This is a genomic window from Paraburkholderia sp. JPY465, from assembly GCF_050436725.1.
Taxonomy (GTDB): Bacteria; Pseudomonadota; Gammaproteobacteria; order Burkholderiales; family Burkholderiaceae; genus Paraburkholderia; species Paraburkholderia youngii.
Window position 1 is genome coordinate 557,171 of record NZ_JBNDMT010000006.1, and the last position, 25,412, is coordinate 582,582.

The 25,412-nt window shown below is 62.4% G+C and carries 21 protein-coding genes and 2 pseudogenes; 11 read left to right on the top strand and 12 right to left on the bottom strand.

Annotated elements, in window-relative coordinates:
* Nucleotides 1–111: 111 nt before the first annotated feature.
* Nucleotides 112–1,629: an MmgE/PrpD family protein gene (locus tag QFZ94_RS35710; RefSeq protein WP_429462781.1), complete on the top strand. Its 1,518-nt coding sequence runs from the start codon at nt 112–114 to the stop codon at nt 1,627–1,629.
* A 67-nt stretch (nt 1,630–1,696) separates the two neighbouring features.
* On the opposite strand, the gene QFZ94_RS35715 is transcribed toward QFZ94_RS35710, so the two are convergent.
* Together QFZ94_RS35715 and QFZ94_RS35720 are read right to left on the bottom strand one after the other, a co-directional pair.
* The gene (locus QFZ94_RS35715; RefSeq protein WP_429462782.1) at nt 1,697–2,308 is read right to left on the bottom strand and encodes a LysE family translocator; all 612 of its coding nucleotides are present in this window, start codon (nt 2,306–2,308) and stop codon (nt 1,697–1,699) included.
* A gap of 182 nt (nt 2,309–2,490) precedes the next feature.
* Nucleotides 2,491–3,300: an AraC family transcriptional regulator gene (locus tag QFZ94_RS35720; RefSeq protein WP_429462783.1), complete on the bottom strand. Its 810-nt coding sequence runs from the start codon at nt 3,298–3,300 to the stop codon at nt 2,491–2,493.
* A gap of 160 nt (nt 3,301–3,460) precedes the next feature.
* Between QFZ94_RS35720 and QFZ94_RS35725 the strand changes: the two genes are divergently transcribed.
* Nucleotides 3,461–8,965 (top strand): trifunctional serine/threonine-protein kinase/ATP-binding protein/sensor histidine kinase, encoded by a 5,505-nt coding sequence (locus QFZ94_RS35725; RefSeq protein ID WP_429462784.1) that lies wholly within the window; start codon nt 3,461–3,463, stop codon nt 8,963–8,965.
* 45 nt (nt 8,966–9,010) lie between these two features.
* Nucleotides 9,011–9,130: pseudogene (locus QFZ94_RS35730) on the top strand (IclR family transcriptional regulator); the annotation flags it as partial.
* A 22-nt stretch (nt 9,131–9,152) separates the two neighbouring features.
* Here QFZ94_RS35730 and QFZ94_RS35735 read toward each other — a convergent pair.
* Nucleotides 9,153–10,070, bottom strand: a complete 918-nt coding sequence (locus tag QFZ94_RS35735; protein ID WP_429462785.1) for a LysR family transcriptional regulator — start codon at nt 10,068–10,070, stop codon at nt 9,153–9,155.
* A 142-nt stretch (nt 10,071–10,212) separates the two neighbouring features.
* Here QFZ94_RS35735 and QFZ94_RS35740 point away from each other — a divergent pair, with 142 nt between their 5' ends.
* Nucleotides 10,213–10,977: an SDR family NAD(P)-dependent oxidoreductase gene (locus QFZ94_RS35740; RefSeq protein ID WP_429462786.1), complete on the top strand. Its 765-nt coding sequence runs from the start codon at nt 10,213–10,215 to the stop codon at nt 10,975–10,977.
* A 90-nt stretch (nt 10,978–11,067) separates the two neighbouring features.
* Nucleotides 11,068–11,775 (top strand): pirin family protein, encoded by a 708-nt coding sequence (locus QFZ94_RS35745; protein WP_429462787.1) that lies wholly within the window; start codon nt 11,068–11,070, stop codon nt 11,773–11,775.
* Nucleotides 11,776–11,892: 117 nt separating this feature from the next.
* Here QFZ94_RS35745 and QFZ94_RS35750 read toward each other — a convergent pair whose 3' ends face one another.
* The 3 genes from QFZ94_RS35750 to QFZ94_RS35760 are packed head-to-tail and all read right to left on the bottom strand — an operon-like array spanning nt 11,893 to nt 14,032.
* A complete protein-coding gene (locus QFZ94_RS35750) occupies nt 11,893–12,489 on the bottom strand; it encodes an NADPH-dependent F420 reductase (RefSeq protein ID WP_429462788.1) in 597 nt (198 codons plus the stop codon).
* A gap of 27 nt (nt 12,490–12,516) precedes the next feature.
* Complete coding sequence (locus QFZ94_RS35755; protein ID WP_429462789.1) at nt 12,517–13,284, bottom strand: SDR family NAD(P)-dependent oxidoreductase; 768 nt, start codon at nt 13,282–13,284, stop codon at nt 12,517–12,519.
* Between the two features lie 13 nt (nt 13,285–13,297).
* Nucleotides 13,298–14,032 (bottom strand): SDR family NAD(P)-dependent oxidoreductase, encoded by a 735-nt coding sequence (locus tag QFZ94_RS35760; RefSeq protein ID WP_429462790.1) that lies wholly within the window; start codon nt 14,030–14,032, stop codon nt 13,298–13,300.
* A 106-nt stretch (nt 14,033–14,138) separates the two neighbouring features.
* Here QFZ94_RS35760 and QFZ94_RS35765 point away from each other — a divergent pair, with 106 nt between their 5' ends.
* Nucleotides 14,139–15,065, top strand: a complete 927-nt coding sequence (locus QFZ94_RS35765; protein WP_429462791.1) for a LysR family transcriptional regulator — start codon at nt 14,139–14,141, stop codon at nt 15,063–15,065.
* A gap of 84 nt (nt 15,066–15,149) precedes the next feature.
* Here the strand turns inward: QFZ94_RS35765 and QFZ94_RS35770 are convergent, their stop codons facing one another.
* Nucleotides 15,150–15,308, bottom strand: a complete 159-nt coding sequence (locus QFZ94_RS35770; RefSeq protein ID WP_410852552.1) for a hypothetical protein — start codon at nt 15,306–15,308, stop codon at nt 15,150–15,152.
* Between the two features lie 462 nt (nt 15,309–15,770).
* Here QFZ94_RS35770 and QFZ94_RS35775 point away from each other — a divergent pair, with 462 nt between their 5' ends.
* Nucleotides 15,771–16,898, top strand: coding sequence for an aldo/keto reductase (locus QFZ94_RS35775; protein ID WP_429462792.1), 1,128 nt, complete (start codon nt 15,771–15,773; stop codon nt 16,896–16,898).
* A 66-nt stretch (nt 16,899–16,964) separates the two neighbouring features.
* Here QFZ94_RS35775 and QFZ94_RS35780 read toward each other — a convergent pair whose 3' ends face one another.
* A complete protein-coding gene (locus QFZ94_RS35780; protein ID WP_429462793.1) occupies nt 16,965–17,165 on the bottom strand; it encodes a DUF2905 domain-containing protein in 201 nt (66 codons plus the stop codon).
* A gap of 47 nt (nt 17,166–17,212) precedes the next feature.
* The gene (locus QFZ94_RS35785; protein ID WP_429462794.1) at nt 17,213–18,202 is read right to left on the bottom strand and encodes a LysR family transcriptional regulator; all 990 of its coding nucleotides are present in this window, start codon (nt 18,200–18,202) and stop codon (nt 17,213–17,215) included.
* 95 nt (nt 18,203–18,297) lie between these two features.
* On the opposite strand from QFZ94_RS35785, the gene QFZ94_RS35790 reads away from it, so the two are divergent.
* Nucleotides 18,298–19,578 (top strand): MFS transporter, encoded by a 1,281-nt coding sequence (locus tag QFZ94_RS35790; protein WP_429463639.1) that lies wholly within the window; start codon nt 18,298–18,300, stop codon nt 19,576–19,578.
* 410 nt (nt 19,579–19,988) lie between these two features.
* Here QFZ94_RS35790 and QFZ94_RS35795 read toward each other — a convergent pair whose 3' ends face one another.
* Together QFZ94_RS35795 and QFZ94_RS35800 are read right to left on the bottom strand one after the other, a co-directional pair.
* Nucleotides 19,989–21,233, bottom strand: a complete 1,245-nt coding sequence (locus QFZ94_RS35795) for an NAD(P)/FAD-dependent oxidoreductase (RefSeq protein ID WP_429462795.1) — start codon at nt 21,231–21,233, stop codon at nt 19,989–19,991.
* Between the two features lie 97 nt (nt 21,234–21,330).
* Complete coding sequence (locus tag QFZ94_RS35800; RefSeq protein ID WP_429462796.1) at nt 21,331–22,119, bottom strand: ABC transporter substrate-binding protein; 789 nt, start codon at nt 22,117–22,119, stop codon at nt 21,331–21,333.
* Between the two features lie 239 nt (nt 22,120–22,358).
* Between QFZ94_RS35800 and QFZ94_RS35805 the strand changes: the two genes are divergently transcribed.
* From QFZ94_RS35805 to QFZ94_RS35815, 3 genes and pseudogenes are all read left to right on the top strand, one after another.
* The gene (locus QFZ94_RS35805; protein ID WP_429462797.1) at nt 22,359–23,330 is read left to right on the top strand and encodes an ornithine cyclodeaminase family protein; all 972 of its coding nucleotides are present in this window, start codon (nt 22,359–22,361) and stop codon (nt 23,328–23,330) included.
* A gap of 74 nt (nt 23,331–23,404) precedes the next feature.
* Nucleotides 23,405–24,175, top strand: coding sequence for a helix-turn-helix transcriptional regulator (locus QFZ94_RS35810; RefSeq protein ID WP_410842503.1), 771 nt, complete (start codon nt 23,405–23,407; stop codon nt 24,173–24,175).
* An 88-nt stretch (nt 24,176–24,263) separates the two neighbouring features.
* Nucleotides 24,264–24,563: pseudogene (locus QFZ94_RS35815) on the top strand (LysR substrate-binding domain-containing protein); the annotation flags it as partial.
* 31 nt (nt 24,564–24,594) lie between these two features.
* Here the strand turns inward: QFZ94_RS35815 and QFZ94_RS35820 are convergent.
* Nucleotides 24,595–25,377, bottom strand: a complete 783-nt coding sequence (locus QFZ94_RS35820) for a substrate-binding domain-containing protein (protein ID WP_410852546.1) — start codon at nt 25,375–25,377, stop codon at nt 24,595–24,597.
* Between the last annotated feature and the right edge of the window lie 35 nt (nt 25,378–25,412).

Genomic DNA, 25,412 nt, shown 5'->3' on the forward strand with positions numbered 1-25,412 from the left:
CGGATGACATCAAGGCGGACGCACCGTTCACCGGCCCGGTCTGCCGGTGTCAAGTTATGACTCTGAAGATACAAGAACAATGGTTGACGCTAGTCCGTTTCAGGAAACTAAATGACCAAACTAAATCGCAGATCATTTATCCATACCTCAATTGCATCGGTCGGCGGGTTGATGCTGGCTCCCGCGTCCGCTTATGCTGATGCGACGGCGGCACAGAAGCCTCCAGCAAAAAGCCCCGCTGGTCCGGATGACATCGTTGCCCTTGCGGACTATTGTTTGCAGACCACCTATGACAACCTACCGAGCGCGGTAATTGCCATAACCAAGAATCAGATTCTGGACACAGTGGGTGCGGCTTTAGGGGGCACCAATGAGCCGGGAGCCAAAGAGATACGCGAGTTCACCATCGAGATGGCCGGTAAGCGCGAAGCCGCAATCTGGGGCACCGGTATTCAGGTTCCCGCCCAGGATGCTGCTCGCGTCAATGCAATCATGGCTGACGCTCTCGACTATGACGATACCTATGAGCGGTCTTTCATGCACCCCTCGGTCATCACGATTCCGGCCGCATTAGCCGTAACCGACATGCTCGGCAATGTCAGCGGCAGGGATCTAATTACGGCTACGGCATTGGGCGTGGACCTTGCCTGTCGATTGGCCAATTCGGCACAGCCTGGCGTCGACGCGTTCATTGTGGGCTGGCACAACACCAGTCTTTATGGTTATTTTGCTTCGACTTTTGTCGCAGGCAAGCTGATGGGGTTGACGCGTGATCAGCTGGTATCTGCACTGGGTATTGCATTTCATCAAGCTTCGGGTAATTCCCAAGCACATCTGGATGGTGCATTGACGAAGCGTATGGGCGCTGGCTTCGCTTCCTATGCCGGCGTAATGGCGGCGCGTCTATCTCAGCAGGGCGTCCAAGGAGCCAGGAATATTCTGGAAGGTCCCCGTGGCTTTTATTATCAGTTTCACGGGAATAAGTATTCGCGCGATCTCCTCTTCGAGGGACTGGGAAGTACTTTTGCCGCAACCGAGGTCTCGTTCAAACCATGGCCGTCGTGCCGTGGCAGTCATACGGCGGTGGATGCTGCGCTGACTATGTTTGCAGAGAACAAAATTGAAGCGCCTGATGTGGAAAGCATCACCATCTACAATGGCCCGGGCGAATATCTTCTTCTCGATTTTCCGCTTGGCAAAAAGCAGAATCTAACATCTGTCGTGGACGCCCAATTCAGCAATCCTTGGGTTGTGGCGTGCGCGTTGGTGGACCATAAGGTCGGATTCGAACATTTCACTACGGCGGCGATCAGCCGCCCTGATCTGCTGGCAATGGTCAAACGCATCAACACGGCGGAAGACAAAAGCCTGGCACGTCCGGGTGGCGGACCGGGTGCTACACGCCTTGACGTTTCTCTGAAAGATGGCCGCACGTTTACCAAAACGGTTGCATTTGCCAAAGGCGAACCGAAGAATCCAATGTCGCCCATCGAGTTCCGTCAAAAATTTCTCGATTGCACGAAAAAGGCGGGAATGAGTGGTGCGCAAGCCCAAGGGTTGATGGCCGATATTCAACAACTGGAGACCCTGCCAAAGGCCAAGATCTTGACCGCAGCTATGGCCTTGTAGCCGCGATCATCGAAGGATTATATGGGCGGATTTACTTGTCCGCCCACGCCGTGCCGGGATAGGAAGCCTACCGCTGCACCAAGGCAAGCTTGACCCCGACTCCGACGAACGCGGCTGCAAAGCTCCGGCGCATCCACTTGAGAACATCGGGGCGCGAAAGAATGCGGTCGCGGACCCTCGCCGCGAAGACGCCGTACGCCATGAACACGACGAACGTCATCGCCATGAAGACGAGTGATAGTTCCAGCATGCGAAGCGCAGGCTGGTTTTCGCCGCGATCGATGAATTGCGGCAGGAATGCGAAGAAGAAGATCGAGAGTTTAGGGTTGAGGATATTCACGAGGATCGCGTGCAAGATCACATCCCGGTCGGTGCGTGCGGGGCTGTCGAGCGTGATCTTCAACGGTCCTTTTTCCTCGAGTGTTTTCCATGCAATGAAGAGCAGATAGGCGACGCCCGCATATTTGATCGCTGAGAACGCGACAGCGCTCGCATGCAGGAGCGCCGCCAGACCGGTGATCGCCGCCAGCATGTGCGGCAGGATGCCGAACGTACAGCCCAATGCTGCGACGATTGCTGCACGCGCCCCGCGCGACAAACCAGCGCCCACTGTGACGAGTGCGCCGGTTCCGGGCGAAGCTACGACGATCAGCGACGTGACCAGAAATTCGATGCTCATGGCCTCTCCGTCGTGGATACGCAAAACCAGAGCATGCGTGCGACGCGCATTGGAATGTCGCGTTGAAAACAGCGGAAAAGGAAAAATAGCAAGATCGTGCCTCACACCGGAGAAAGAGATTGAGCCTCGATTCTCCGCGTCGGCAGTCCGACGGTCTTGAACAAAATTGCAGGCGTAGGCGGTCAGCCGACTCCGGCGGCGTACGCACCCGGTGTCATGCCGAAACTACGGACGAACAGCCGCGTCATATGGCTTTGATCGGAGAAACCGCTTTGCGCGGCAGCTTCGGCGAGCCGCGCGCCATGACGGATCAACTGGCGTGCGTGATGAATGCGGCGCTGCAGGATGTAGGCGTGGGGCGTGAGGCCGGTCGCTTTCGCGAAAGCGCGCAGGAACTGATAGCGGCTCAGCCCGGCTTCGTCCGCGAGTGCCGTGAGCGTCACCATAGCTAGGGGATCGTCATCGATCAAGGCGCGGGCCGAAGCGATTCCGGCTGGAATGCACCGGTGTGTGGCGGATGCGGGCTGGAGCAAGCCAGCTAGCACGAGCAGCAAGGTCTCGTCTGCCCTCAGTCCGTGCGTGTCTGCAATGTTGCCGGTCATTGCCCGAAAAAGTTGGGCGAATTGCGCTGCGATTCTTCGGTCACTGACTTTTGGTTGGCTGAACTCGCAAGTCGCTCCTTTGCGGCCTTCCGTAATGTCCGTGGCCAACTCGGCAACGATCGCGGGGTCGAGATACAGCATTCGCCATGAGCGCCCGCCGTCGCCGATCGGTGCCCCGTCATGCACTTCGCCAGGGTTGACAGTGATTACGTCACCCGCACTGGCTTCGACGAGACCACGGCCGCTCGTCGATTTCTGTGCGCCGCGCTCGATCAGACCCACACCAAACTGCTCATGGGTGTGCCGGCCGAAGACGAGCGTGGTGTCCGCTTCTACAGCTTCGATGCCACTTCTTTGGCAAATCAGCAGCCGAAATCTGGTGCGTTTCATTTCCCTCATGACCTCCGGGTCGCGTCGCACACACCCACGTTGCCAGTGCGAGAGTTGTACCTGCGACTATGTACACAAATAATGACGTCGCGACGGAGCGCACCTGTATACTTACAGAAAACCTGCATCCGCGGGAGTCGTCGATTTCTTCGCAGCACCGATGGATAACAAAGAAAAAAATGTTTTGTGGGACGGTGGCGATCGCGTCCTGTGGCGAGAAAAGTCCTCGGCAGCAGCCGGCCAGAATGTGCTGTTCGCGCGGCTTGCCGCTGAACAACCCATGCCCGCCAGTCTCGATCGGCTTGCCCACGAGTTGGCGCTAAAGGACGAGCTTGACAGTGCGTGGGCGGTGCGCCCGCTGAGGCTTGTGCGTGAGAACGGACAGGTCTCGTTGGCATTCGAAGATCCAGGTGGTGAACCACTCGTGCGTCTGCTCGGCACACCACTCGAGATCGGGTACTTCCTCGAAATCGCTTGCGGCATTGCGGCTGCGCTAGGCAAGCTTCATCAACGCGGCCTGGTCCATAAGGATCTGAAGCCCGCGCATATCCTCGTGCATTGCACCGATGGACAGCCGCGACTGACCGGCTTCGGCCTGGCCTCGCGCCTGCCACGCGAGCGCCAGGCGCCCGAGCCACCCGAAACCATCGCCGGAACACTTGCCTACATGGCGCCCGAGCAGACCGGCCGGATGAACCGCTCGATCGATTCGCGCAGCGATCTGTATGCGCTCGGCGTCACGTTCTATCAGATGCTGACAGGCGTCCTGCCGTTTGCCGCCACGGACGCGATGGAATGGGTGCACTGCCATATCGCCAGAACGCCATTGGCACCCAACGCGCGGATGGAAGCCATCCCCGCCGTCATCTCCCGCATCGTCATGAAGCTGCTCGCCAAGACCGCCGAGGAGCGTTATCAGACTGCCGCCGGTGTCGAGCATGATCTGCGGCGTTGCCTCGCGGACTGGCAGCGTCAAGGTCGCATCGACGACTTTCCGCTGGACGAGCACGGCACCCCCGACCGGCTGATGATCCCCGAGAAGCTTTACGGACGTGAGCGGGAAGTCGATACCCTGGTCACCACGTTCGACCGGATTCTCGGCAATGGCGTGCCCGAACTCGTGCTGGTTTCCGGTTATTCGGGCATCGGCAAATCGTCGGTGGTCAATGAACTGCACAAGATCCTCGTGCCGCCACGGGGATTGTTTGCGTCCGGCAAGTTCGACCAGTACAAGCGCGATATTCCGTATGCAACGCTGATCCAGGCATTTCAAAGCCTGGTGCGCATGCTTCTGGGCAAGTCCGAAACGGAGCTGGCGGGCTGGCGTGCCGCATTGCTGGACGCGCTCTCGCCCAATGCGGCGCTGGTGAGCGAACTGATCCCCGAACTGAAGCTGATCATCGGCGAGCCGCCCGCGGTCCCGGAGCTCGAACCACAACAGGCGAAACAGCGCTTCCTGCAGGTGTTCCGGCGTTTCATCGGCGTATTCGCTCAGGCCGACCATCCGCTCGCACTGTTCCTCGACGACCTGCAGTGGCTCGACGCAGCGACCCTGGACCTGCTCGTGGACCTGCTGATCCAGCCGGAACTGCGCTACCTGATGGTCATCGGTGCGTATCGCGACAACGAGGTGGATGCCGCTCATCCGCTGACAGCCCGGCTTGAAGCGATCCGCAGCGCGGGCGCGAAGATCGGGGAAATCCGGCTCGCGCCGCTGACCGGTGCGCATGTCGGCCATCTGATCGCGGACGCGCTGCACTGTGCGCCTGAAAAACTTGCGCCCCTGGCGCGCCTCGTGACCGACAGGACGGGAGGCAATCCGTTCTTCGTGATCCAGTTCCTGCACGCGCTGGCCGAAGGCGATCTGCTGGCATTCGATCACGATGCGCGGCAGTGGCGCTGGGATACAGAACGCATCCAGGCCAGCGGCTACACCGACAACGTCGTGGACCTGATGGCCGGCAAGCTGACGCGCCTGCCGCCCGCGACACAGCACGCGCTTCAGCAGCTTGCCTGTCTCGGGAACACCGCGGACCTCGCGACCCTGTCGGCCGTGCTCGGCATGCCGGAGGCGGGGATTCACGCCGTGGTCTGGGAGGCGGTTCGCCAGGAACTCGTCGTGCGGCTCGAAGGCGCCTACGCGTTCGTTCACGACCGGGTTCATCAGGCCGCCTATTCCCTGATTCCTGAATCATCGCGCGCCGACGCGCATCTGCGGATCGGCCGCCTGCTCATCGCGCAGACCCCGGCGGAAAAACGCGAGGAAGCGATCTTCGAAATCGTCGGGCAGCTCAATCGCGGCGCCGCGCTGATCACCGAACGGGACGAACGCGAGCAACTGGCCGCGCTCAATCTGCTCGCCGGTCAGCGCGCCAAGGCGTCGACGGCCCACGCCTCGGCGCTCGCCTATTTCACCTCCGGCGCAGAGCTGTTGAGCGACGATTGCTGGCAGCGTCGGCATGACCTGCTCTTCGCGCTGGCCCTGAACCGGGCCGAATGCGAATTCCTGACGGGACAACTGCTCGCCGCCGAGACGCGACTTGCGGCGCTATCGAAGCGTGCGACGACCACGCTCGAACGCGCTCAGGTCACATGCTGGCAGATGGATGCCTACCTGATTCTCGACCAGAGCGAAAACGCGATCGCCGTCGGCCTCGCCTTCCTTCGGCATGTGGGCATCGAGTGGTCACCCCACCCGGATGACGCGACGGTGCGCCGCGAATACGAGCGCATCTGGTCACTGCTTGGCGACCGGAGCATCGACGAACTCATCGATTTGCCGCCGATGGGGAATCCCATCGCGCTAGCAACCGTCGAGGTTCTGACCAAGCTTTTCGGGCCGGCCTTGTTCACCGATGGGAACCTCAATTGCCTGACGATCTGCAAGGCAATCAGTCTCAGCCTCGAACAAGGCAATGCCGATGCGTCGTGTGTGGCCTATGCCCAATTCCCCTGGTTCGCCGGACGGCTTTTCGGCGACTACCAGCCCGGATTCGAATTCGGCCGGCTCGGCTGCAAGCTCGTAGAACGACGCGGCCTCGTACGCTTCGAAGCCCGCACGCATCTCGCGTTCTTTGTTTATGTCGCCCGCTGGGTGCAACCTGCGCGGCAAAGTTGCGGTGACCACTTTCGCCAAATTTTCGACGCTTTGGACCGCACCGGCGATCTTCCATTCGGCGCGTTCGCGTCCAGCCACCTGGTCTCGAACCTGCTTTTCATCGGCGAGCCACTGGTTGAGGTGCAACGAGAGGGTGAAACCGGCCTGGCGTATGCCACAAAATTGCAATTCGCGCTGGCGATTCACTTTATCGAAGACCAGCTTGCGGTCATCCGGACGCTGCGCGGCTTGACGCCGGTATTCGGCTGCCTCGACGACGCGCAGTTCAACGAAGCTCGCACCGAACAGCAATATCGGGCAAAGCCGTCCCTGTCGGCCGCTGCATGCTGGTACTGGATCCGGAAACTCCAGGTGCGCTATCTCGCCGGCGACCACGAGGCGGCCATGGCCGCCGCGTCAGAGGCGCAGCGGCTTCTGTGGACCTCGCACTCGTTCCTCGACGAGGCCGAATATCACTTCTATGCGGCGCTGGCGCGGGCTGCGCTGTGCGACTCCGTCGCCGCCGGCGACCCCCAGGAGCACCTCGAAGCGCTGATTGCCCGCCACAACCAGCTGCGCATCTGGACGGATCTCTGCGCAGAGAACTTCGCAAGTCATACCGCACTGGTCGGCGCCGAGATCGCGCGCATCGAAGGCCGAGTGGTCGAGGCCGAGATGCTCTACGAGCAGGCCATCGATTCGGCGCAGGATAGCGGATTCGTCCACGTCGAGGCGCTGGCCAGCGAACTCGCGTCCCGCTTTTATGCGGCTCGCGGCCTCCGAAGAATTGCGCGTACCTATATGCAGGACGCCCGCTATGGCTATCTGCGTTGGGGCGCCATCGGCAAGGTGCGTCAACTCGAGGAACAGTACCCATACCTGAGAACCGAAGAGACGGTGCCCGGACCAACCAATACGATGGCAGCGCCCATCGAGCACCTCGAGCTGGCAACCGTGATCAAGGTGTCGCAGGCGGCGTCAGGCGAGATCCACCTTGAGAAGCTGATCGGGATGGTCATGCGCACGGCCATCGAACAGGCGGGCGCCGAACGGGGCCTGCTGATCCTGTCGGATGCGGGCGACCTGCGGATCGCCGCGAGAGCCACCACCGCCGGCGACGGGCTCCACGTGCAGCTATCCGACACACCGCTCAATGGCGCAATGTTGCCGGAGTCGGTCCTCAACCAGGTCTTGCGTACGCGCGAGAACATTTTCCTCGACGACGCCGCAACGGACCCGATGGCCGACACGGATCCCTACGTCCGTCAGCATCGCGCACGTTCCATTCTGTGCCTGCCGCTGATGAATGGCGCGAAGCTCATGAGCGTGCTCTACCTCGAGAACAATCTCGCCGCGCGCGTGTTCAGCCCCTCGCGGATCGCCGTGCTGAAGCTGGTGGCCTCGCAGGCTGCAATTTCGCTCGAAAATGCCCGTTTATATCGCGACGTCGCGCAACGCGAAGCAAGAATCCGACGCCTCGTCGACGCCAATCTCATTGGGATCGTCATCTGGGGCGTGGATGGACGACTCATCGACGCCAACGATTCATTCCTTCACATGCTCCAGTACGAGCGTGAGGATTTGAAGGCCGGGCTTCGATGGTATGACATGATGCCTCCCGAATGGCAAGAACGCGTCCCGCGCGAGTTGGAAGAGCTCGAGGCGACCGGCGCCATGCAAGCCAGCGAAAAGGAGTTCCTCAGGAAAGACGGCAGCCGGATACCTGTCCTGATCGGCGGCGCGGCATTCGAAGATCAGCCGAGCCAGGGCGTGGCTTACATTCTCGATCTGACCGAGCAGAAGCAGGCGGAAAAGAAAATCCGTGACAGCGAAGAGCGCTATCGCGACGTGCAGGCCGAACTGGCGCATGCGAATCGCGTCGCGACCATGGGGCAGCTCGCCGCGTCGATTGCTCATGAACTCAGTCAGCCCATCGCTTCGACGGTCATCGACGCTCGGGCCGCGTTGCGGTGGCTCGACCGCGAGCCCGCCAATGTCGACGAGGCCAGCCGTGCGCTCGGCAGTATCGTCAGCGGCGCGAATCGCGCCGCTGACGTGCTCGACCGAATCCGGCAACTGGTCAGGAAGGCGCCACGGAGAAGGGAACCGGTGGACCTCAACGAAGCCATCCGCGAGATTGCCGAACTGGTCCAGGGCGAAGCGAAAAAGAGCGACGCCCGGCTGGAGATGCAACTCGCGGAAGCTTTGCCGCTTATTGAAGGCGATCGGGTGGAAATGCAGCAGGTACTGCTCAATCTGATCATCAATGCGCTGGAGGCACTGAGCGGCATCGATGGAGTACGACAGGTGTGTCTCAGCACAGCGGAAGACGAAGGAGGCTGCGTGCTCGTGACCGTGCGCGACTCAGGGCCGGGCTTCGGCCCGAACGGTACCGAACCGGCATTCACCGCGTTCTACACCACGAAGGCGACCGGCCTGGGGATGGGTCTTTCGATCTGCCGTTCGATCATCGACGCCCATGGCGGACAGTTGTGGGCGACTGACTCGCCGCCGCGCGGCGCGGTCGTTCAGTTTACGGTGCCTAAGCATGCTGCTGTTTCTTCTTGATGGTCGCGATTGCGCGACGGAGGGTGCTCTCGGGCAAACATATTCACCGCGCAACCAAAGGAAGAATTGAAAAAACCGAGCGCGCAGGTGCGCCGCCAAGGTTGGGCGATCGTCGACCAGGAGCTCGAAGGCGGCTCGTTTCCGCTGTCTGAGCGTGGGCGGCAACCCATTCAGCTAGTCGAACGCATTACTTCGGCCATCGCCATGACGGCTCGGACAGATGCTCCGCAAAATAATCGGACAGCGCAGCCACCTTCGCAGGACGCGCGCGCGCCGACGGCGTGACAAAGTAAAGACCACCCTTCGTCAGCGACCAGTCGGTGAGGATCGCTTCGAGCCGGCCATCGGCCAGATATTCGCCAGCGATGAATTCGGGCAACTCGGCAATTGCGAGCCCGTCGAGCAGCGTGGGCAGCAGCGCATCGGAATTCGTCACGCGCAGCGGGCCGATCGGCATGACCGGCTCCTCCTCGCCAGCGGCGTTCGTGAAGCGCCACACATCGCTGCGCGCCCGGTACGCGTATGAGAGGCATGGCCGCTCCACCAGTTCGCGCGGATGCGCGGGCCGCCCTTCGCGCTTCAGATACGCTGGCGACGCGACCACGAACTGTGTGACCGCGCACAGCCGCCGGGCGACCAGCGACGAATCCGGCAGCGCGGCGATACGCAGAGCGGCGTCGAAACCATCGGCGACCAGATCGATCGACGCATCCGAAAGATGCAGGTCGATCGACACCTCCGGGTACGCGCGAAAGAAGCCGGGCAGCAGTGGCGCGACCCAGCGCAGCCCGAACGACATCGGCACGGCCAGGCGTACCAGTCCGCGCGGCTGCACTGACATCTCGCGCGCGGCGCTTTCTGCCTCTTCGGCCTGACGGTAGATCTCCGCGGCCTTTTCGCAGATCGTCCGGCCGAACTCGGTAAGCGACAGCTGGCGCGATGTACGGTTGAAAAGCCGTGCGCCCAGCCGGTCTTCCAGACGAGCGACGCCACGCGAGACCGTAGCGACCGATACCCCCATCGCGCGCGCGGCGGCCGCGAACGATCCTTCCTCGGCGACCTTCGCGAACATCGCGAGTCCTTCGAAATCAGGCAGCTTCGCCATTTCCCCTCATCTTTTCATTTTTGCAACGTTAGATTGCAATCAATTCTATTTCGGAAAGGGCGAGGCGTCGATATTCTCCTCACATCGCAGCACGCAACACCGAACCTCAACCTCCACTGAACGACACCAAAGGAGCAACACCATGGCACGCAAACTCGACAACAAGATCGCACTCGTCACCGGCGCAACCAGCGGCATCGGCCTTGCCACCGCCCAGCGCTTCGCAGCCGAAGGCGCGCACGTCTACCTCACGGGCCGCCGTCAGGCCGAACTCGATGCCGCCGTGAAGAGCATCCGCGACGCGGGCGGCAAGGCAACCGGCGCCCGCGTCGACTCCACCAGGCTTGCCGAACTCGACGCGCTGTATGCGCAGATCAAGGAAGAACAGGGGCGCCTCGACGTACTGTTCGCGAATGCTGGTGGCGGTTCGATGCTGCCGTTTGGCAACATCACCGAAGAGCACTTCGACGACACCTTCAATCGCAACGTGAAGGGCGTGCTGTTCACGGTGCAAAAGGCGCTGCCGCTGCTGGCCAAGGGAGCGTCGGTGATTCTCACGGGTTCGACCGCAGGTAGCGCGGGCACGGCGGCATTCAGCGTGTATTCGGCTTCGAAGGCTGCGGTGCGCTCTTTCGCACGCAACTGGATTCTGGACCTCAAGGATCGCCAGATCCGCGTGAATACGATCAGCCCGGGCGCAACGCGCACGCCTGGCCTGCTCGATCTGGCCGGTGACGACGCCGCTCAGCGCGAGGGTCTTGCCAATTACCTGGCCGCGCAGATCCCGATGGGACGTCTGGGAGAGCCCGGCGAAATCGCGAGCGCCGCGCTGTTCCTTGCCTCGGACGACGCGAGCTTCGTGAACGGCATCGAGTTGTTCGTCGATGGCGGCCAACAGCAGATCTAGGCGTAGTTCGAGCGTGCAGGGCGCAGCGGAGGCGGTCTTCGGAAATCGCACCCGCGCCCGGCGCGTAAGGCATTCGAGCGCAGGCACATCATGATCGAACATCGTCTTGACCTTGCGTGTGGCGCAGTCAGGCGCGACTGGCTCAACACGCGAGCGCATTTCCGGGTCGGCCAAGGCGGACGAACCGGCCATGCGCCGCTCGGCGCGCTCTACGTGTGGAACGACGATGAGTTCGCGCCGCGCTCGGGCTTCGACCTGCATGCTCACCGCGACGTCGAGATCGTGACATGGGTGCGCTCGGGCGCGATCACGTACGAGGACGACGCGGGCAATCGCGCGCGACTGGTCGCCGATTCCGTACAGGCGATGAGTGCGGGCACCGCGCTCCACCATGCCGAGCGGAACGAAGAAGATGTGCCTGCGCGGCTATTCCAGATCTGGCTGCATCCACGCACGCCGGGCGGCACGCCCCGTTGGGCGACGCGTATCTGTTCGCGTGGATGTCGCGAAGGCCGCTTCGTCACGCTGGCGAGCGGCGATCCCGACGATGTGTGCGCCGGCGCGCTGCCCATCCATGCGGACGCGCGCGTGCGTATCGCGACGTTACGCGAAGGCACGACGCTGCACCACGTGCTGCCGACGTCGCGCCGGGCGTATCTGGTTGCCGATCATGGTCGCCTTGATGTCGGCGAAGTCCGGCTCGCGCCACGCGATGGAGTTGCCGTACGCGACGAATCGCAGCTTACGTTGGTGGCGCGAGACGACACTGATGTCGTGATAGTCGAGCTTTTGCGGTAGGAAAAGTGTGCCGTTGGGCTCGGGCGCGATGACATCCCTCGCTGGTTTTCGCATTTGGCACAAGACACGCTTTGGTAGCTTTAATCGGCTGTTTTGCGATAAGGAAACCGTGGGTCCTCAGTCGAACGTGATCAAGTCCTTGAAGATCAGTCGTCCCCAGTTAATTCCCCGCGCGTGCACAAGCAGTCCACCCTCCGACAGCCCGCCAAGTTTGATTGGCGCGAAACCGAGTTTTTCCGCAAGCGCACCGATCTCCGCTGCGGCGCCGTCATCATCGCTCGCGAGGAACACGACTCTCCTGCCACCCTGTACGGCCGGGTCCTGGCCGAGGACGGCCGCGGCCAGATGATTGAAGCCTTTCACCAGCCTGGCTCCGGTGAACGCATTCGCGACGAAAGCTGAGGACGGCAGGCCGTCCAGTTCCGCAGGCGGGGCGAACGTGTTCATCACGTCGACGATGGTCTTTCCCTTCCAGTTGGGTAGCACCTTCGCGACCTCCGCGTACGACTCGAAACGGACAGCCAAAAAGATGACGTCCGCCTTGACGGCTTCCGCCAGGGTTTTGGGAATGATCGTAGGTCCGACCGCTGCTGCATCGGACGCAAAGCTTGCCGGGTCGCGCGAAGTCGCAACGGATACTTCGATGCCGTTGCGCGCGAACGCCCTGGCAAGTGCGTGGCCGATCTTGCCGAAGCCAATGATTGCGTAGCTCATATGTTTCTCCTTGGTTTCCCGGCGCGCTCAGAGCTTGTAACCGCCGCTCGCTTCAATCGTTTGGCCGGTCACCCAATGGCCGTCATCGGAGGCCAGGAACGCCACCACGGCCGCGATTTCTGAAGGCTCGCCAAAGCGGCCCAGCGCGATTTGGGCCTCGACCGCCTTGACGAGTGCGGGATTCTCCCGAAAATCGGCGTTCGCATCCGTTCGCGTGAAACCAGGCGCTACGGCGTTCGCTGTGATGCCACGCGGCCCGAGCTCGATTGCCAGCGTATGAGTCAGGGTGTTGATGGCCGCTTTCGCCATCGAGTAGACGGGCGCAGCCGTCACGGGCTTGGTGGCGGCCGCGGATGAAATGTTGATGATGCGTCCACCATCGGCGAGACGGTCGAGAGCGGCCTGAATGATGAAGAAGGGCGCGCGGGCGTAGACCGCCATCAGGGTGTCCCAACTCTCCGGCGTCGCGTCCTTGAAGCCAACCCAGCCGGAATTGCCAGCGTTGTTGACCAGAATGTCGAGGGCCTTGCTTCCGTTCCGCTTGGTGAACTCGTCGTCGAGTCTCTCGAACAAGGCCGGCACGGTCGCCGGATCGACGAGATCCGCATGGATCGCGAACGCGCTGCCTTGCGCTTTCTCGATGGCCGCGATCGCCTCGTCCGCGCTGGATTTGCTGGCGTTGTAGGTTAGCGCGACTGTCGCACCATCCTGAGCAAGCCGTTCGGCGATGGCGCGGCCAATGCCTCGTGATGCCCCGGTGACCAGAGCTGTTTTGCCCTTTAGAGATCGTGTCATCTGATTTTTCTCCTCAGAGTTGTGCCAAGCCACCGTCGACGGCGACCTCGCTGGCGGTCATGAAGCTGCTGTCCGACGACGCAAGAAAGGCGGCGACCGCCCCGATCTCCACCGGATCGGCCATACGCTGGAGCGGCGTCATCGAACCGTAGGCCTTCTGCCCCTCTTCGCCTAGCGCCTCCTTCGCTAGTTCGGTCGCCGTCGCCCCGGGCGACAGCACGTTGACCCGGATGCCGCTGCCCTTCAGGTCCTCCGCCCAAGTCCGGGCGAGGTTGCGAACCGCTGCCTTGCTCGCGCTGTAGGCCGTGAACCCTGGGGCTCCTGTGGTGCCGGCGCTCGATCCGGTCAGGATGATCGAACCGCCTGAGCCCATCAGCGGCAGCGCCTTCTGGACCGTAAAGATCGTCCCCTTCACATTGGTGTCGAAGGTCTCGTCAATGTGCTGGCCGGTGATCTGTCCGAGCGGAAGCGGGCTTCCCGTCCCGGCATTGGCGAAGACGATGTCCAGGGTTCCGCGCTCGGCCTTCACCGCCGCGTAGAGCCGGTCGAGGTCGGCCAGATCGGAGACCGAGCCCTTCACCGCGCGTGCATTGGGCCCGAGGGCGGCCACAGCGGCCTCGAGCGCTTCCTGCCGGCGGCCGAAGACGAAAACGAACGCGCCCTCCTCGATGAAGCGCTGAGCCGCAGCGCGGCCGATACCGGTAGCGCCGCCGGTGATCACGGCGGTCTTGCCATTCAGTCTGTTCATGTCATGCATCCTTGGAAACGAAAGCGACAAACAGGATTCTCCGGCTCTTGATTCATGAAGCCAATTGACTAAACATGCATACTTTTCATCTAGTTTTTAGATAGCCATGCTCGACAACGTCACGATCAATCAACTTCGGGCCTTCGTCGCCGTGTGTGATCAGGGAAGCTTTTCCGGGGCCGCACGCGAGCTGAGGCGTGCGCAGTCGGCGATCAGTCACGCGATCAACGCGCTCGAAAGCGCCTTCGATGTGGTGCTGTTCGAGCGCAACACGCGCAAAGCGACGCTGACGGCTGCTGGTCGCAGCCTCCTGCCTGATGCTCGCGGTGTGATCTCGCGCACAGAGGAAATGAAGATGCGCGCGGTTGCCATTGCTGAAGCTGGGGTCCCACAGGTCTCGGTCGCCGTGGATACCTACTTTCCGCGTGCGCATTTGATCGAATGCCTGCGCACCTTGCAGGCGGACTTTCCAACGGTTGCAATCAATCTGCGCATGACGACCATGCAGGACGGCGAGCGTTTGGTTCGCGAAGGCATGTGCGCGTTGGCGGTGACGATCACGGACGTGCCGGAGCTGAGCCCCGGCACCATAGAAAGGCAGCATCTATGTGATGCGCAAATGGTGACCGTCTGTGCGCCATCCCATCCACTGGCCTCAATCGCGGGGCCGATCCCGCGGGAGGAATTTGGCCGGCACATCCAGCTCGTCGTAACCGACAATCAGCCCGATGCGGACAAGACCCAACAGGGGGTCGCCAGCGAACGCCAGTGGCGGGTGAATGACCTCGGCGCGAAGCACGATCTGCTCAGGGGAAGCTTGTGCTGGGGGCACATGCCGCGCCATCTGGTCGAGGAAGACCTCGTGAAGGGAACACTTGTCGAACTCCAACGGCGCGCATGGCACATGCGCCCCCTCACGTTCATGGTCTCGCAGCGGCGCGGGTACTCGTTTTCCGAATGCGAGACACGGCTGGTCGAGCTTCTCGGCAATCGTCATCCTTCGCAAACGCTGGGAAGACCCAGGCCAGCGTAACGCACGGTCGCTGATGGCTTTGCTGGGAGACGCTGTCCGCACCGGGGCATGTGCACCGCCCTCTGAGCGCGGTCGCGACGACGCTCAGTGTCGCGACCGGGTCCAGCGACACCAGTCGTGGTGATCAAGGTTGCGCAGCAGATCGGCGCGGCGCCGTTCGCGGCGGTAGTGCGAAATCACGCCACACGCGGCCATCACCAGCACGATCAGGCCCACAGCCATACCCAACCACGATTGGTCCACGTCAACCTCCTCTGACACACCCGGATTGCCACCCGCCAGCGAAGACGGCTCGATCAACGAATATAGTTCGTCTCGACAGGATGTCTGTGCACCAGTCAACGTAGCCGTGCAAAACGAACACAGCACGAAGTCGCCACGTGGCGTCGCGCGAGGAAACAGAAAGCGCGGCCCAGCAAACCTATGCAAAGAGAGCCAAAGGTGCCCCGGGGCACACCATTCATTGCGCGGTGACTTGCCAGCGCAGAACCGGTTGCGTGGCCCCGCGCGGCATCACCCACGGGCCGTTCCGGCTGAAGTCCCAGCCCACGAAGCTGGCTGGATTGCTCATCTGTGCGGATGTGAGCCCGTTTGCTGCGGGCAAATGAAAGTTGGACAGTGGCTGCTACCGTGCCGCGGTCAACAGCGGCACAAGAAAGGCGCGCACAATAATGGGTCGCTTACCTGGCCCCAGAGGAGACAGTCATGTCGCTCGATCGCTATACCCTGCTCGGTCGTTCCGGCCTGCGCGTGAGCCCGATGTCGCTCGGCACGATGACGTTCGGCACTGAATGGGGCTGGGGCACCGACGAAGCAACGGCGCAGCGGCTCTTCGATCTATACGTCGACGCAGGCGGCAACTTCATCGATACGGCTGATCTCTACACGGAAGGCACGAGCGAGCAATGGGTCGGCCGCTTCACAGCGGCGCGCGCGATGCGCGAGCGGCTCGTGATCGCGACGAAGTACTCGTACAACGCGCAGCCCGGCAACCCGAATGCGGGCGGCAACCATCGGAAGAACCTGCTTCGGGCACTCGAAGGCTCGCTCAGGCGGCTCGGCACAGACTACATCGATCTCTATTACCTGCACACGTGGGACCGCATGACGCCCGCCGACGAAGTGATGCGCGCCATGGACGACGCCGTCAGCGCTGGCAAGATCCGTTACGTCGGCCTCTCGGACGTGCCAGCGTGGTATGCCGGTCGGGCGCAGACGCTCGCGGACTGGCGCGGTTTCGAACCGGTCGCTGCAATGCAGTTGGAATACTCGATGATAGAACGCAACGCGGAACACGAGTTCACCGACCTCGCCACACACCTCGGCATGGGGCTCGTGGCGTGGAGCCCGCTTGGCATGGGCGTGCTGTCGGGCAAATACCGTCCGTCGCAAGACGCCCAGAATCAGACCGCTGTAACGGGCAGCGGTCGCCTGCAGACGCTAGGTACCGCGCCGCCGCCCGGATTCGACAAGCTATCCGCGCGCAACTTTTCGATCGTCGCCGAGCTGGAGGCAGTCGCGCACGCTGCGAATCGGCCGATGGCTCAGGTCGGCCTGAACTGGCTGTATCAGAAACGGGGGGTTGCGAGCATCGTCGTCGGCGCGACGAAGGCGGCGCAGCTCGAACAATCGCTCGGCGCACTCGACTTCGTGCTGGCGCCCGAGTTGATTGCCAGGCTCGACGCGGCTTCGGAGCCGCCCCACCCGTTCCCGTACTACATGTTCGCGGATGGTCATCAGGCGCGCATTCACGGACAGGTCGATGTGGCCGCACAACCGCCGAATCATGCCGACTTTCAGCGAGTGCCCGCGCCGCCGCCCGCCGCCAAGTGAGCAGCACACCGCGCGACAGGAAGCTAGACGGCGTGGGGCATCCGTTTCACCGGCGCCAACGCGCACTTACCGTCGCAACAACCACAAGAGCACTGACACCACGACCGAAATCACGATGCACGTGACGATCGGAAAATGGAAATCGATACCGCCGCGAACGATATGTATGTCGCCAGGCAGCCGGCCGAACGGGATGCGCGCGAACCAATGCCGTCCGAGGCCGGCAAGCAGGCACAGCACGCCCAAAATAACGAGGAAGCGGTTCATGGTGCCCGGTCACTCACGAAAAAAACCAATCATGTCGAAGTCCCCTATCAAGCATGGCTCAAGCGACCGCGTCCATTCTTCCCGGATCGCCTGCTGACAGCCGCGCCATCGACGCGCTCAAAGGAATGCGCCGCAGCCATCCCATGAGCACGCAGCACCTCGGCCAGCGAATCGCGCAAGAGTGCGATCGGCCGCACGAGCCGTCCCGGTAGCGGGTGGTGGACGAGCCAGACCTCGACGCCTGATTCGAAATCCGTGACATCGATCACCTGCAACACGTCGCGAAACGGGCTGCGCGCAAGCACTTCCGGCGAGACGATCCCGATTCCGAGTTGCCGCGCGACAAGCGATAGCTGTAAGTCGGAGCCGAAAGCCTCGACGGCGACGTTGAACGGCAACCCCGCCCGCGCGAGCGCGCGCGACAGCGCCGAGCGCATGCCGCAGCCGTCCTGGTTGAGCACCCACGGATGCTGCGCGAGGTATTGCAGCGTGACGGGCGCTTTCGGCAGCCCAAGCGAACGCGCCGCGACGACGGCAGTCGGCATGAAAGCGAGCCGCGTACCAACCAACGCCTCGGGCAGCGCGATATCACCGGGCATCAACACGACAGCGGCATCGACCTGCGCCAGTTCGACCGATTGCAGCAGACGCGGCGACCAGCCCGCCGTCACACGCAGCGTCAGCTTGGCGTAGGTGCCGCGCAAGCGGTCGAGCGGCTGTTCGAGCGCGAGGTCGGAGAGGAACGGCGGCACGCCGATGCGCAGTTCGCCTTCCGGCTCGCTGTCGGGGGAAGCGACGGCCAGCAGTTCGTCGACGGCGCCGAGCACGTTACGCGCAAGCAGGTAGACCTCCCGCCCGGCAGCGGTCGGCTTGAGCGGCTTTGCCTGACGGTCGAGCAGCGCAAGAGCCAGCGTGCTTTCGAGGCTCTGGATGCGGCGCGTCAGGCCGGGCTGGGTTAGATGGAGCCGTTCGGCTGCACCGACGATCGACCCACATTCAACGACGGCCACGAACGCCTGGAGATCACGCGTATTCAAAACAATCTCGCATAATCATTATCAAGATGTTTCAATTGTCGCATAACGAAGCAGCTTCTAGCATAGACCACAAGTCCTTCAACCGGAGCGTCGTCATGGACCGCCCCGCAGATCTTTCATCCTGCAGCGTCGGCCAGCCGCACGCTGAACGCGCCGACGAGCGCCAGGCCGGCCAGCTCACCACGCCGATGACGGTTTTTTTCGGCACTGTAGTCGGTCTCATCATCATCAACCTGTTCGCCGCGCAGCCGCTCACCGGCCCGATTGCCGCCACGCTGAATCTTCCCCATGCGCTCGGCGGCCTCGTGTCGATGCTGCCGCAGCTCGGCTACGCCACTGGGCTCGTGCTTCTCGTTCCGTTGGTCGATCTGATCGAGAACCGCCGCCTGATCGTGCGGACGCTGCTCTGCTGCGCATTGCTCCTCGCTGTGCCGATGTTCGCGCGTTCGGCGTGGGTGTGCCTTGCCGCGCTATTCCTCGCGGGCGCGACATCGACCGTGATCCAGATGCTCGTGCCGATGGCCGCGTCGATGGCGCCCGAGGCCCAGCGCGGCCGCGCCGTGGGCAACGTGATGAGCGGCTTGATGATCGGGATCCTGCTGTCGCGGCCGCTCGCCAGTGTCATCGCGGCTTGGGCCGGTTGGCGCGCGTTCTACGGCACGAGCGCGCTAATCAATGCGTTGCTCGCGGGTGTGCTCATGCGGCGCCTGCCCTACCGCGCGCCGCCGGTAATCACGCGCTACGCTGCCTTGCTGCGATCGCTCTGGACCCTTCTCGCGCGTGAACGCATCCTGCAGCGGCGCGCGATCTCCGCCGCTTTGGCGATGGCGGCGTTTAGCGCGTTCTGGGCGTCGGTCGGACTACTGCTCGCGCAGCCACCGTTCGAATTCGGCCTGCACGGGATCGCGCTTTTCGCGCTCGCGGGTGCGAGCGGCGCAGTCGTCACGCCGCTCGCCGGCCAGGCGGGCGACCGCGGGCACGGTCGCAGTGCGCTGCTGTTCGCGCACCTGTTGATCATCGCGGCCCTTGTGCTCATCGCCGTGGCGGGATCGGGCGGATTGGGCTTCGCTCCGCAGGCCCACCCCCGGCTCGCGATCGCGGCGCTCGTCATCGGTGGTGCGGCGATCGACACAGGCGTCGTCATCGATCAGACGCTTGGCCGCCGCGCCGTCAATCTCATGAATCCCGCCGCACGCGGGCGGCTGAACGGACTGTTCGTCGGTGCGTTCATGGTCGGCGGCGCGCTCGGGGCGGCGCTCTCGGGCGCCGGATGGGCTCTCGCGGGGTGGCGCGGGGTCTGTGGCGTGGGTGTTGCATTCGCGGGAGCAGCCTTTGCCTATGGTGTCGCGGGCCGCTCCAACCGGGTGGGAACCTGAGATCTGCAACGCGGTTGAACGCGCGTGGCCGGGCGCGAGCAATGCTTGTCTGCTCGCAAGAGGGTAGTGCTATGGGTGCATCATTTGGCCGCTATTGGGCCGCACTGCGTCCAACGATCGAGCGAGACCGTCATCTCGTATCGTGCTTGATGCAACAGGTATAGGCCGACCCTGAGCAGCCTTCGGTTCTCTCAAGAGTAGTCGCTCAGAGATGTTTCGATACTTGACGCGACGTTCTACTCGACTAAAGGTACTTGAATTTTATGATCTGCACTTTGCTAGTGAATCGGGCAACTTTGAACTGAACACAACGCCATGCAAAGACACTCTCGATCTCCATCCTGAATGGAACGTGTTTCATAGTGGCCGATCCACCCAACCAGATCTTCAGGCCGGGCGCATTCCCGCCGCTAACCACGGAACCGTTCAGCCCGAAACGGACGCGCATCCGCACAGGTCGGTGCCCCGGTCATCATCTCCGCCAGCAGTCGACCGGTGACGGGCCCCAGGGTCAAGCCATGGTGGTTATGACCGAATGCAAACCACAACCCGCGATGACGCGGCGCGCGCCCAATGACGGGGCGCATATCGGGTGTGCAAGGACGCAGGCCGAGCCACGGACTCGCGTCGAGTCGCTCACCGAGACCGAAGCTCGGCCTGGCAATGCGCTCCGCGCGTTCGAGCTGGATGCCCGTCGGCCTCGCGTCACGCCGCGCGATCTCGACCCCCGTGGTCAGCCGCAACCGCCCTTCCATCGGCGCCACCACGTAGCCCTGCTCCGCGTCGACGAATGGCATCGACAGCATCTGGCGGGTAGGACGGTAGTGCATGTGATAACCGCGCTTCGCGCGCAAAGGAATGCGGTAACCAAGCGGCGCGAAAACGCGGTCAGACCATGAACCGAGCGCCACCACGACTTCTTTAGCGCTGATCCGGCCCGACGATGTTTGAACGCTCCACGCGCCCGCTTGCGCCGTTAGCGTGGCGGCGTCGCCGGTGAGCACCGTTCCGCCGCCCGCTTCGAAAAGACTCGCATAACCTGTAGTCAGTGCCCCGGGATTGACGATGCTTTTCGGGTCCTGCCAATGCAACGCGCCACAAAAGCCGTCCGCGAGGCCCGGCTCGCGCGCGGCCAGCGCCGCCGAATCCAGCACCGCGACCCGCAAGCCATAGGTCCTGACAGTCAATGCGGCGGCCGCCGCCTGCCGCGAAAATTCCGCTGGGGTGCGATAGGCGTCGATCCAGCCGCTGTCGCGAATGAGATGGCCGAGTTGCGCGCGCTCGATGAGCCGATCGTGTTCAGCTACGCTTTGCTGGATCAACGGCAACATGTCGCGCGCGGCGGCCATCAATCGCTCGGGCGACGATTCCCACCAGAAGCGCGCGAGCCAGCTCGCAAAGTGCGGCAACGCCCGATAGTCCCAGTACAGGTCGGTCGAACGATTCTTCGCATAGCGCAGCAAGGTGCCGAAATCGCGCGGAAAACCGTAGGGAACGACCGACGAGCTTTCAATCAGCCCCGCGTTGCCGAAGCTGGTCTCTTCGCCCGGAGCGCGCCGATCAACCAGTGCCACCCGGCGGCCGCGATCCTGCAACTGCAGCGCGGACGATACGCCGACAATCCCAGCGCCCAGCACTATCACATCGAAATCCATAAACTCGCTTCGCTTTTTCTATCAGGACTGGACGCCGGGCTGCCGCATTTTGCGCAGCGAGCCGGCGAGAAACCTCTGGCGCCGGCTCGTGGACTCGTTACTTCGCGATGATGTCGTTGTTGAAATACTTCTGCGAAAGACTGCTCAACGTGCCGTCTTTCTTCAGCGCGTCGAGCGCGGCATTGACTTTCGCGACCAGCGCCTTGTCGGCCTTGCGCAAGCCCCAGCCGGTGCCTTCGCCGAGCGTTGCCGGATCGCTGAGCGGCTTGCCGACGACCGCATACTCGTGGCCCTCGGGCTTGCCGAGGAAACCGTCCTGCGCAGTTTGCGCTTCCTGAACGGCAGCGTCGAGGCGCCCGCCAAGCAGGTCCGCGTAGACCTGATCCTGGTCCTGGTACGACACGACCGTGACGCCGGCATTCGCCCAATGAGCTTTGAGGAAATCCTCCTGCGACGACCCCTGCAACACGCCGACCCGTTTGCCTTGCAGACTTTTCACGTCGGGCAACAGGCCGGAGCCACGTCGGGCCACCATCACGATCGGCACGATATAGATCGGCTTCGTGAATTCAATCGATTGCTTGCGCTTGTCCGTGATGTTCATCGCGGAATTGATCACGTCGAATTTACGGGCTTCCAACGCGGGAATCAGTCCATCGAACGCATTTTCGACCCACACGCACTTCACGCCCAGCTTCGTGCAGACCGCATTGCCGACGTCGACGTCGAAGCCCTGCAGTTGCCCGCTCGGCGACTTGCTTTCGAACGGCGGGTAGGCTGCCTCGATGCCGAAGCGCAAAGTGTCCTGAGCCTGCGCGCCGACGGTCCCTAGCGAGCCCGCCAATGCAGCAGCGACGATAAGTGAAAGTTGAAGCTTCCGAAACATAAGAGGTCCCCTGGATATTTGGGCGACGACAATTGAGGGCATGCGCGACGGTTGACCGGCCCGCTCCGAGACATCGCATGAGGCAGATGACGCGCCGGCCTTACACGTGCTCTGGATTGACAGTCTATTCTGGACAGATATAAAAGCAAGCAATTTTCAAAATAAATGTCCAGACTGGACAGTTTGACTTAGAATCATCTGACCGCCGGAGCACCGGCACCGTTGTGGAGCGCAGTTCAATGATCCAGTCAGAAAACGCAATGCCCCTGATCGTCGACCAGCAAACCGTTCGCGAGGCGCTTCCTCACCTCGACGTGCGCAGCGTGCTGGCGCAGATGTTTCGCGCGCTCGGAAGCCACATGGCAGTGCAGCCTCCGCAGACGCTGACTCTTTTCCCGCAGAACGCTGGCGACTTCATCACATATCTGGGCGTGATGGCGGACGCGAAGGTGTTCGGCGCGAAGCTGTCGCCATACATCGTCACGCAGGCGAAGCCGATCATTACCGCGTGGACGGCATTGATGTCGATGGAAACGGGGCAACCGCTGATGTTGTGTGATTCGGGTCTGCTGACGATCGAGCGCACCGCCGGAGCGACCGCACTCGCGGTGCAGCAACTCGCCGCCGATCATGCGCGCCGGCTCGCGATTGTCGGCGCGGGGGCGGTCGGACAGGCTCATTTGCGCCATCTCGCGTCGACGCGGCCGTGGCAGTCGATCCGGGTGTTTTCGCCCGGGCTTGCGAACGACACCGAAAAACGTGTGCAGCTCGCAGCGCTCGATGAAAGAGTCTCCATCTGTACAAGGATCGAAGACTGTGTCGCCGACGCCGACGTCGTTGCGCTGTGTACCTCGTCCGGCACCCCGGTGCTGCACGAAAACATGCTCGACAAGCCAGCGCTCATCACGTCTATCAGCACCAACGTGGCGAACGCTCATGAGATTCCGCCCGCATGGCTCGCCGACATGGACGTCTATTGCGACTACCGCCGCACCACCCCAGCCAGCGCGGGCGAGATGAAGCTCGCTTCCGAATACCATGGCTGGCGTCCCGAAGCCGTGCTGGGCGATCTCGCCGAACTCATGTGCGGCGAAGCGATCAAACCGTCCTATCGAAAGCACGTGTTTTTCCGCTCGATCGGGCTGGGTCTTGAAGACGTCGCGATTGCCTATGAACTGTTCAAATATCTGACTGCTCGCGCGGGCACGTAAGTAACCCCCACGATCTTGCCGACGCGCCAGATCGCGCCATGCCGCCGGAGCAATGGCAAAGGGTCTTCGCCGACATGCGGGTCGTCGTGCCATCGAGCAGAAGTACCGCATCGCTCGTGGCAAAATGCCGAACGTTTTCGGACCTTCCATACCGACGCCCACCCAAGTGGACCTTCAGAAAGCTGCAAGCATCTCTCCCTATGCGAAAGCCCAAGACAACGGCCGCACGTCGGCTACTTCTGGACCGCTACAGCCGCGTCGCCGATGGCATTGCGCTGTTGTTTTTCCCGTACGTCGAAATCGTCATTCATGACCTGCAAAGTCAAACGATCGCCTACATCGCCAATAATCTGTCGAAACGCGAACTCGGCGACGACTCCGCGTTGGAAGAGATCGACCATTCCGCGGAGTCCGGTACCGTCGGGCCGTATGAAAAAATCAATTGGGATGGGAGGAGGATGCGGTGCGTCAGCACGGTGTTGTTCGACGATGCCGGCAGCGCTGTCGGCGTGATGTGCGTGAACTACAACATCGCCGTCTTCGAAGACATCAAACATGTGATCGATCGTGTGATCTCCGGCGCCGGCGTGGTGAAGCAGCCCGAAGAGCTGTTCAAGGACGACTGGCAGGAACGCATCAACACGTTCCTTCACACGTGGCTCCAGGAACGTCAGTTGGCGCTGAATTCGCTGACTCGCGACCATCGTCGCGAGATCGTCGAAGCGCTGTGGGCCGAAGGGGCGTTCAAGGGGAAGAGCGCTGCCAACTACGTCGCGAATGTGTTGGGGATGGGACGTGCCACCGTCTATCAGCATATTAGAGATTTGCGAGGCGCGGCGAGCTGATACGGGGCAGACAACACCGAAATCCACACGATGGCGAACGGCCATCCGCGCGGTCTCCCCGCCGTGCTGAAGCTGCCGTCGCGGCACCGAGTCGCGACACGTAACGACCATGCTCGGGTTAATCGAAGCGGGGCTCGGCGTCGCCGCCGTGCCGTCGATGGCCATGCCCGGACATGACCACCCGATCCTCACGAGTGTGCCGCTCGTCGAACCGGTGGTGAAACGACGCGTGGGAATCGTAAGACGGCGCGGACGGCCGCTCACACCGGCCGCACAGGAGTTTCATCGGACGATCATCGAGATGAAGCGCGCCGGAGCCGCAAGCGGTGATGCCGTGAGCAATAACGTAACGGCGACAGTCAAGACAGGAAGGAAGACCGCATCGTGACGTTTCAGACAAGCCTTCCCGTGGTTCCGCCTCAATGCGCCAGGACGGAATCGAGCCCGGTCGATTTCACTTCTGCCTGTACACCGGGTGAAGCAAGATAGTCGAGAAGCGCCTTCGCTTCCTTCGGATGCAGCGCACCGACGGGAATGCCGGCGGCGAAACGCGTGACGGACTGCAGAGACTCGGGAATCTTGCCGACGAACGTGGCGCCCTGGACGGGCAGCAATTCGCTCACCTGCTGGAAGCCGATTTCGTAGTCCCCGCTTGCCACCACCGACGCCACCGGAATCCGCGGGATCATCTTCGCCTTCGACCGGACCTGGTCCTCGATGCCCAGCTTCTTGAACAGCTCTCGCTCGATATAGACGCCGCTCGCACTGTCCGAGTAGGCGATCGACTTCGCCTGCAACAGGGTCTGCCTGAGACCCTCGGGGGAGCCGATGTCGGGCTTCGCCGCCCCTTCGCGCACGACCATGCCGATGCGCGAATCGGCCAGCTCTACCCGCGATCCGGGGATGACCTTGCCTTGCTTGATCAGCTCGTCGAGTGCGTAGCCGACCATGATGACGGCGTCCGCGGGCTCGCCGCGCTCGAGCCTGTTGGGGATCGCTTCGGGCGATTTGCCCATCGAGGGTCCGAGCGCGGTGTCGAGCGTGTTGCCCGTCTCGGACGCGAACCTCGGGCCGAGCACCTTGTACGCGGCGGTAAAGCCGCCGGAACTCATGACGTGCAGGTCGGCGGCCTGCACGTTCGCCGCAGCGGCCGAGCTTGCGACGAGCGCCGCCGCGCAAAGTTTCAGAAGCAGATTTCTCATGGTTAAGGTCGTGTGCGGTTGCGATGGATGCGGGG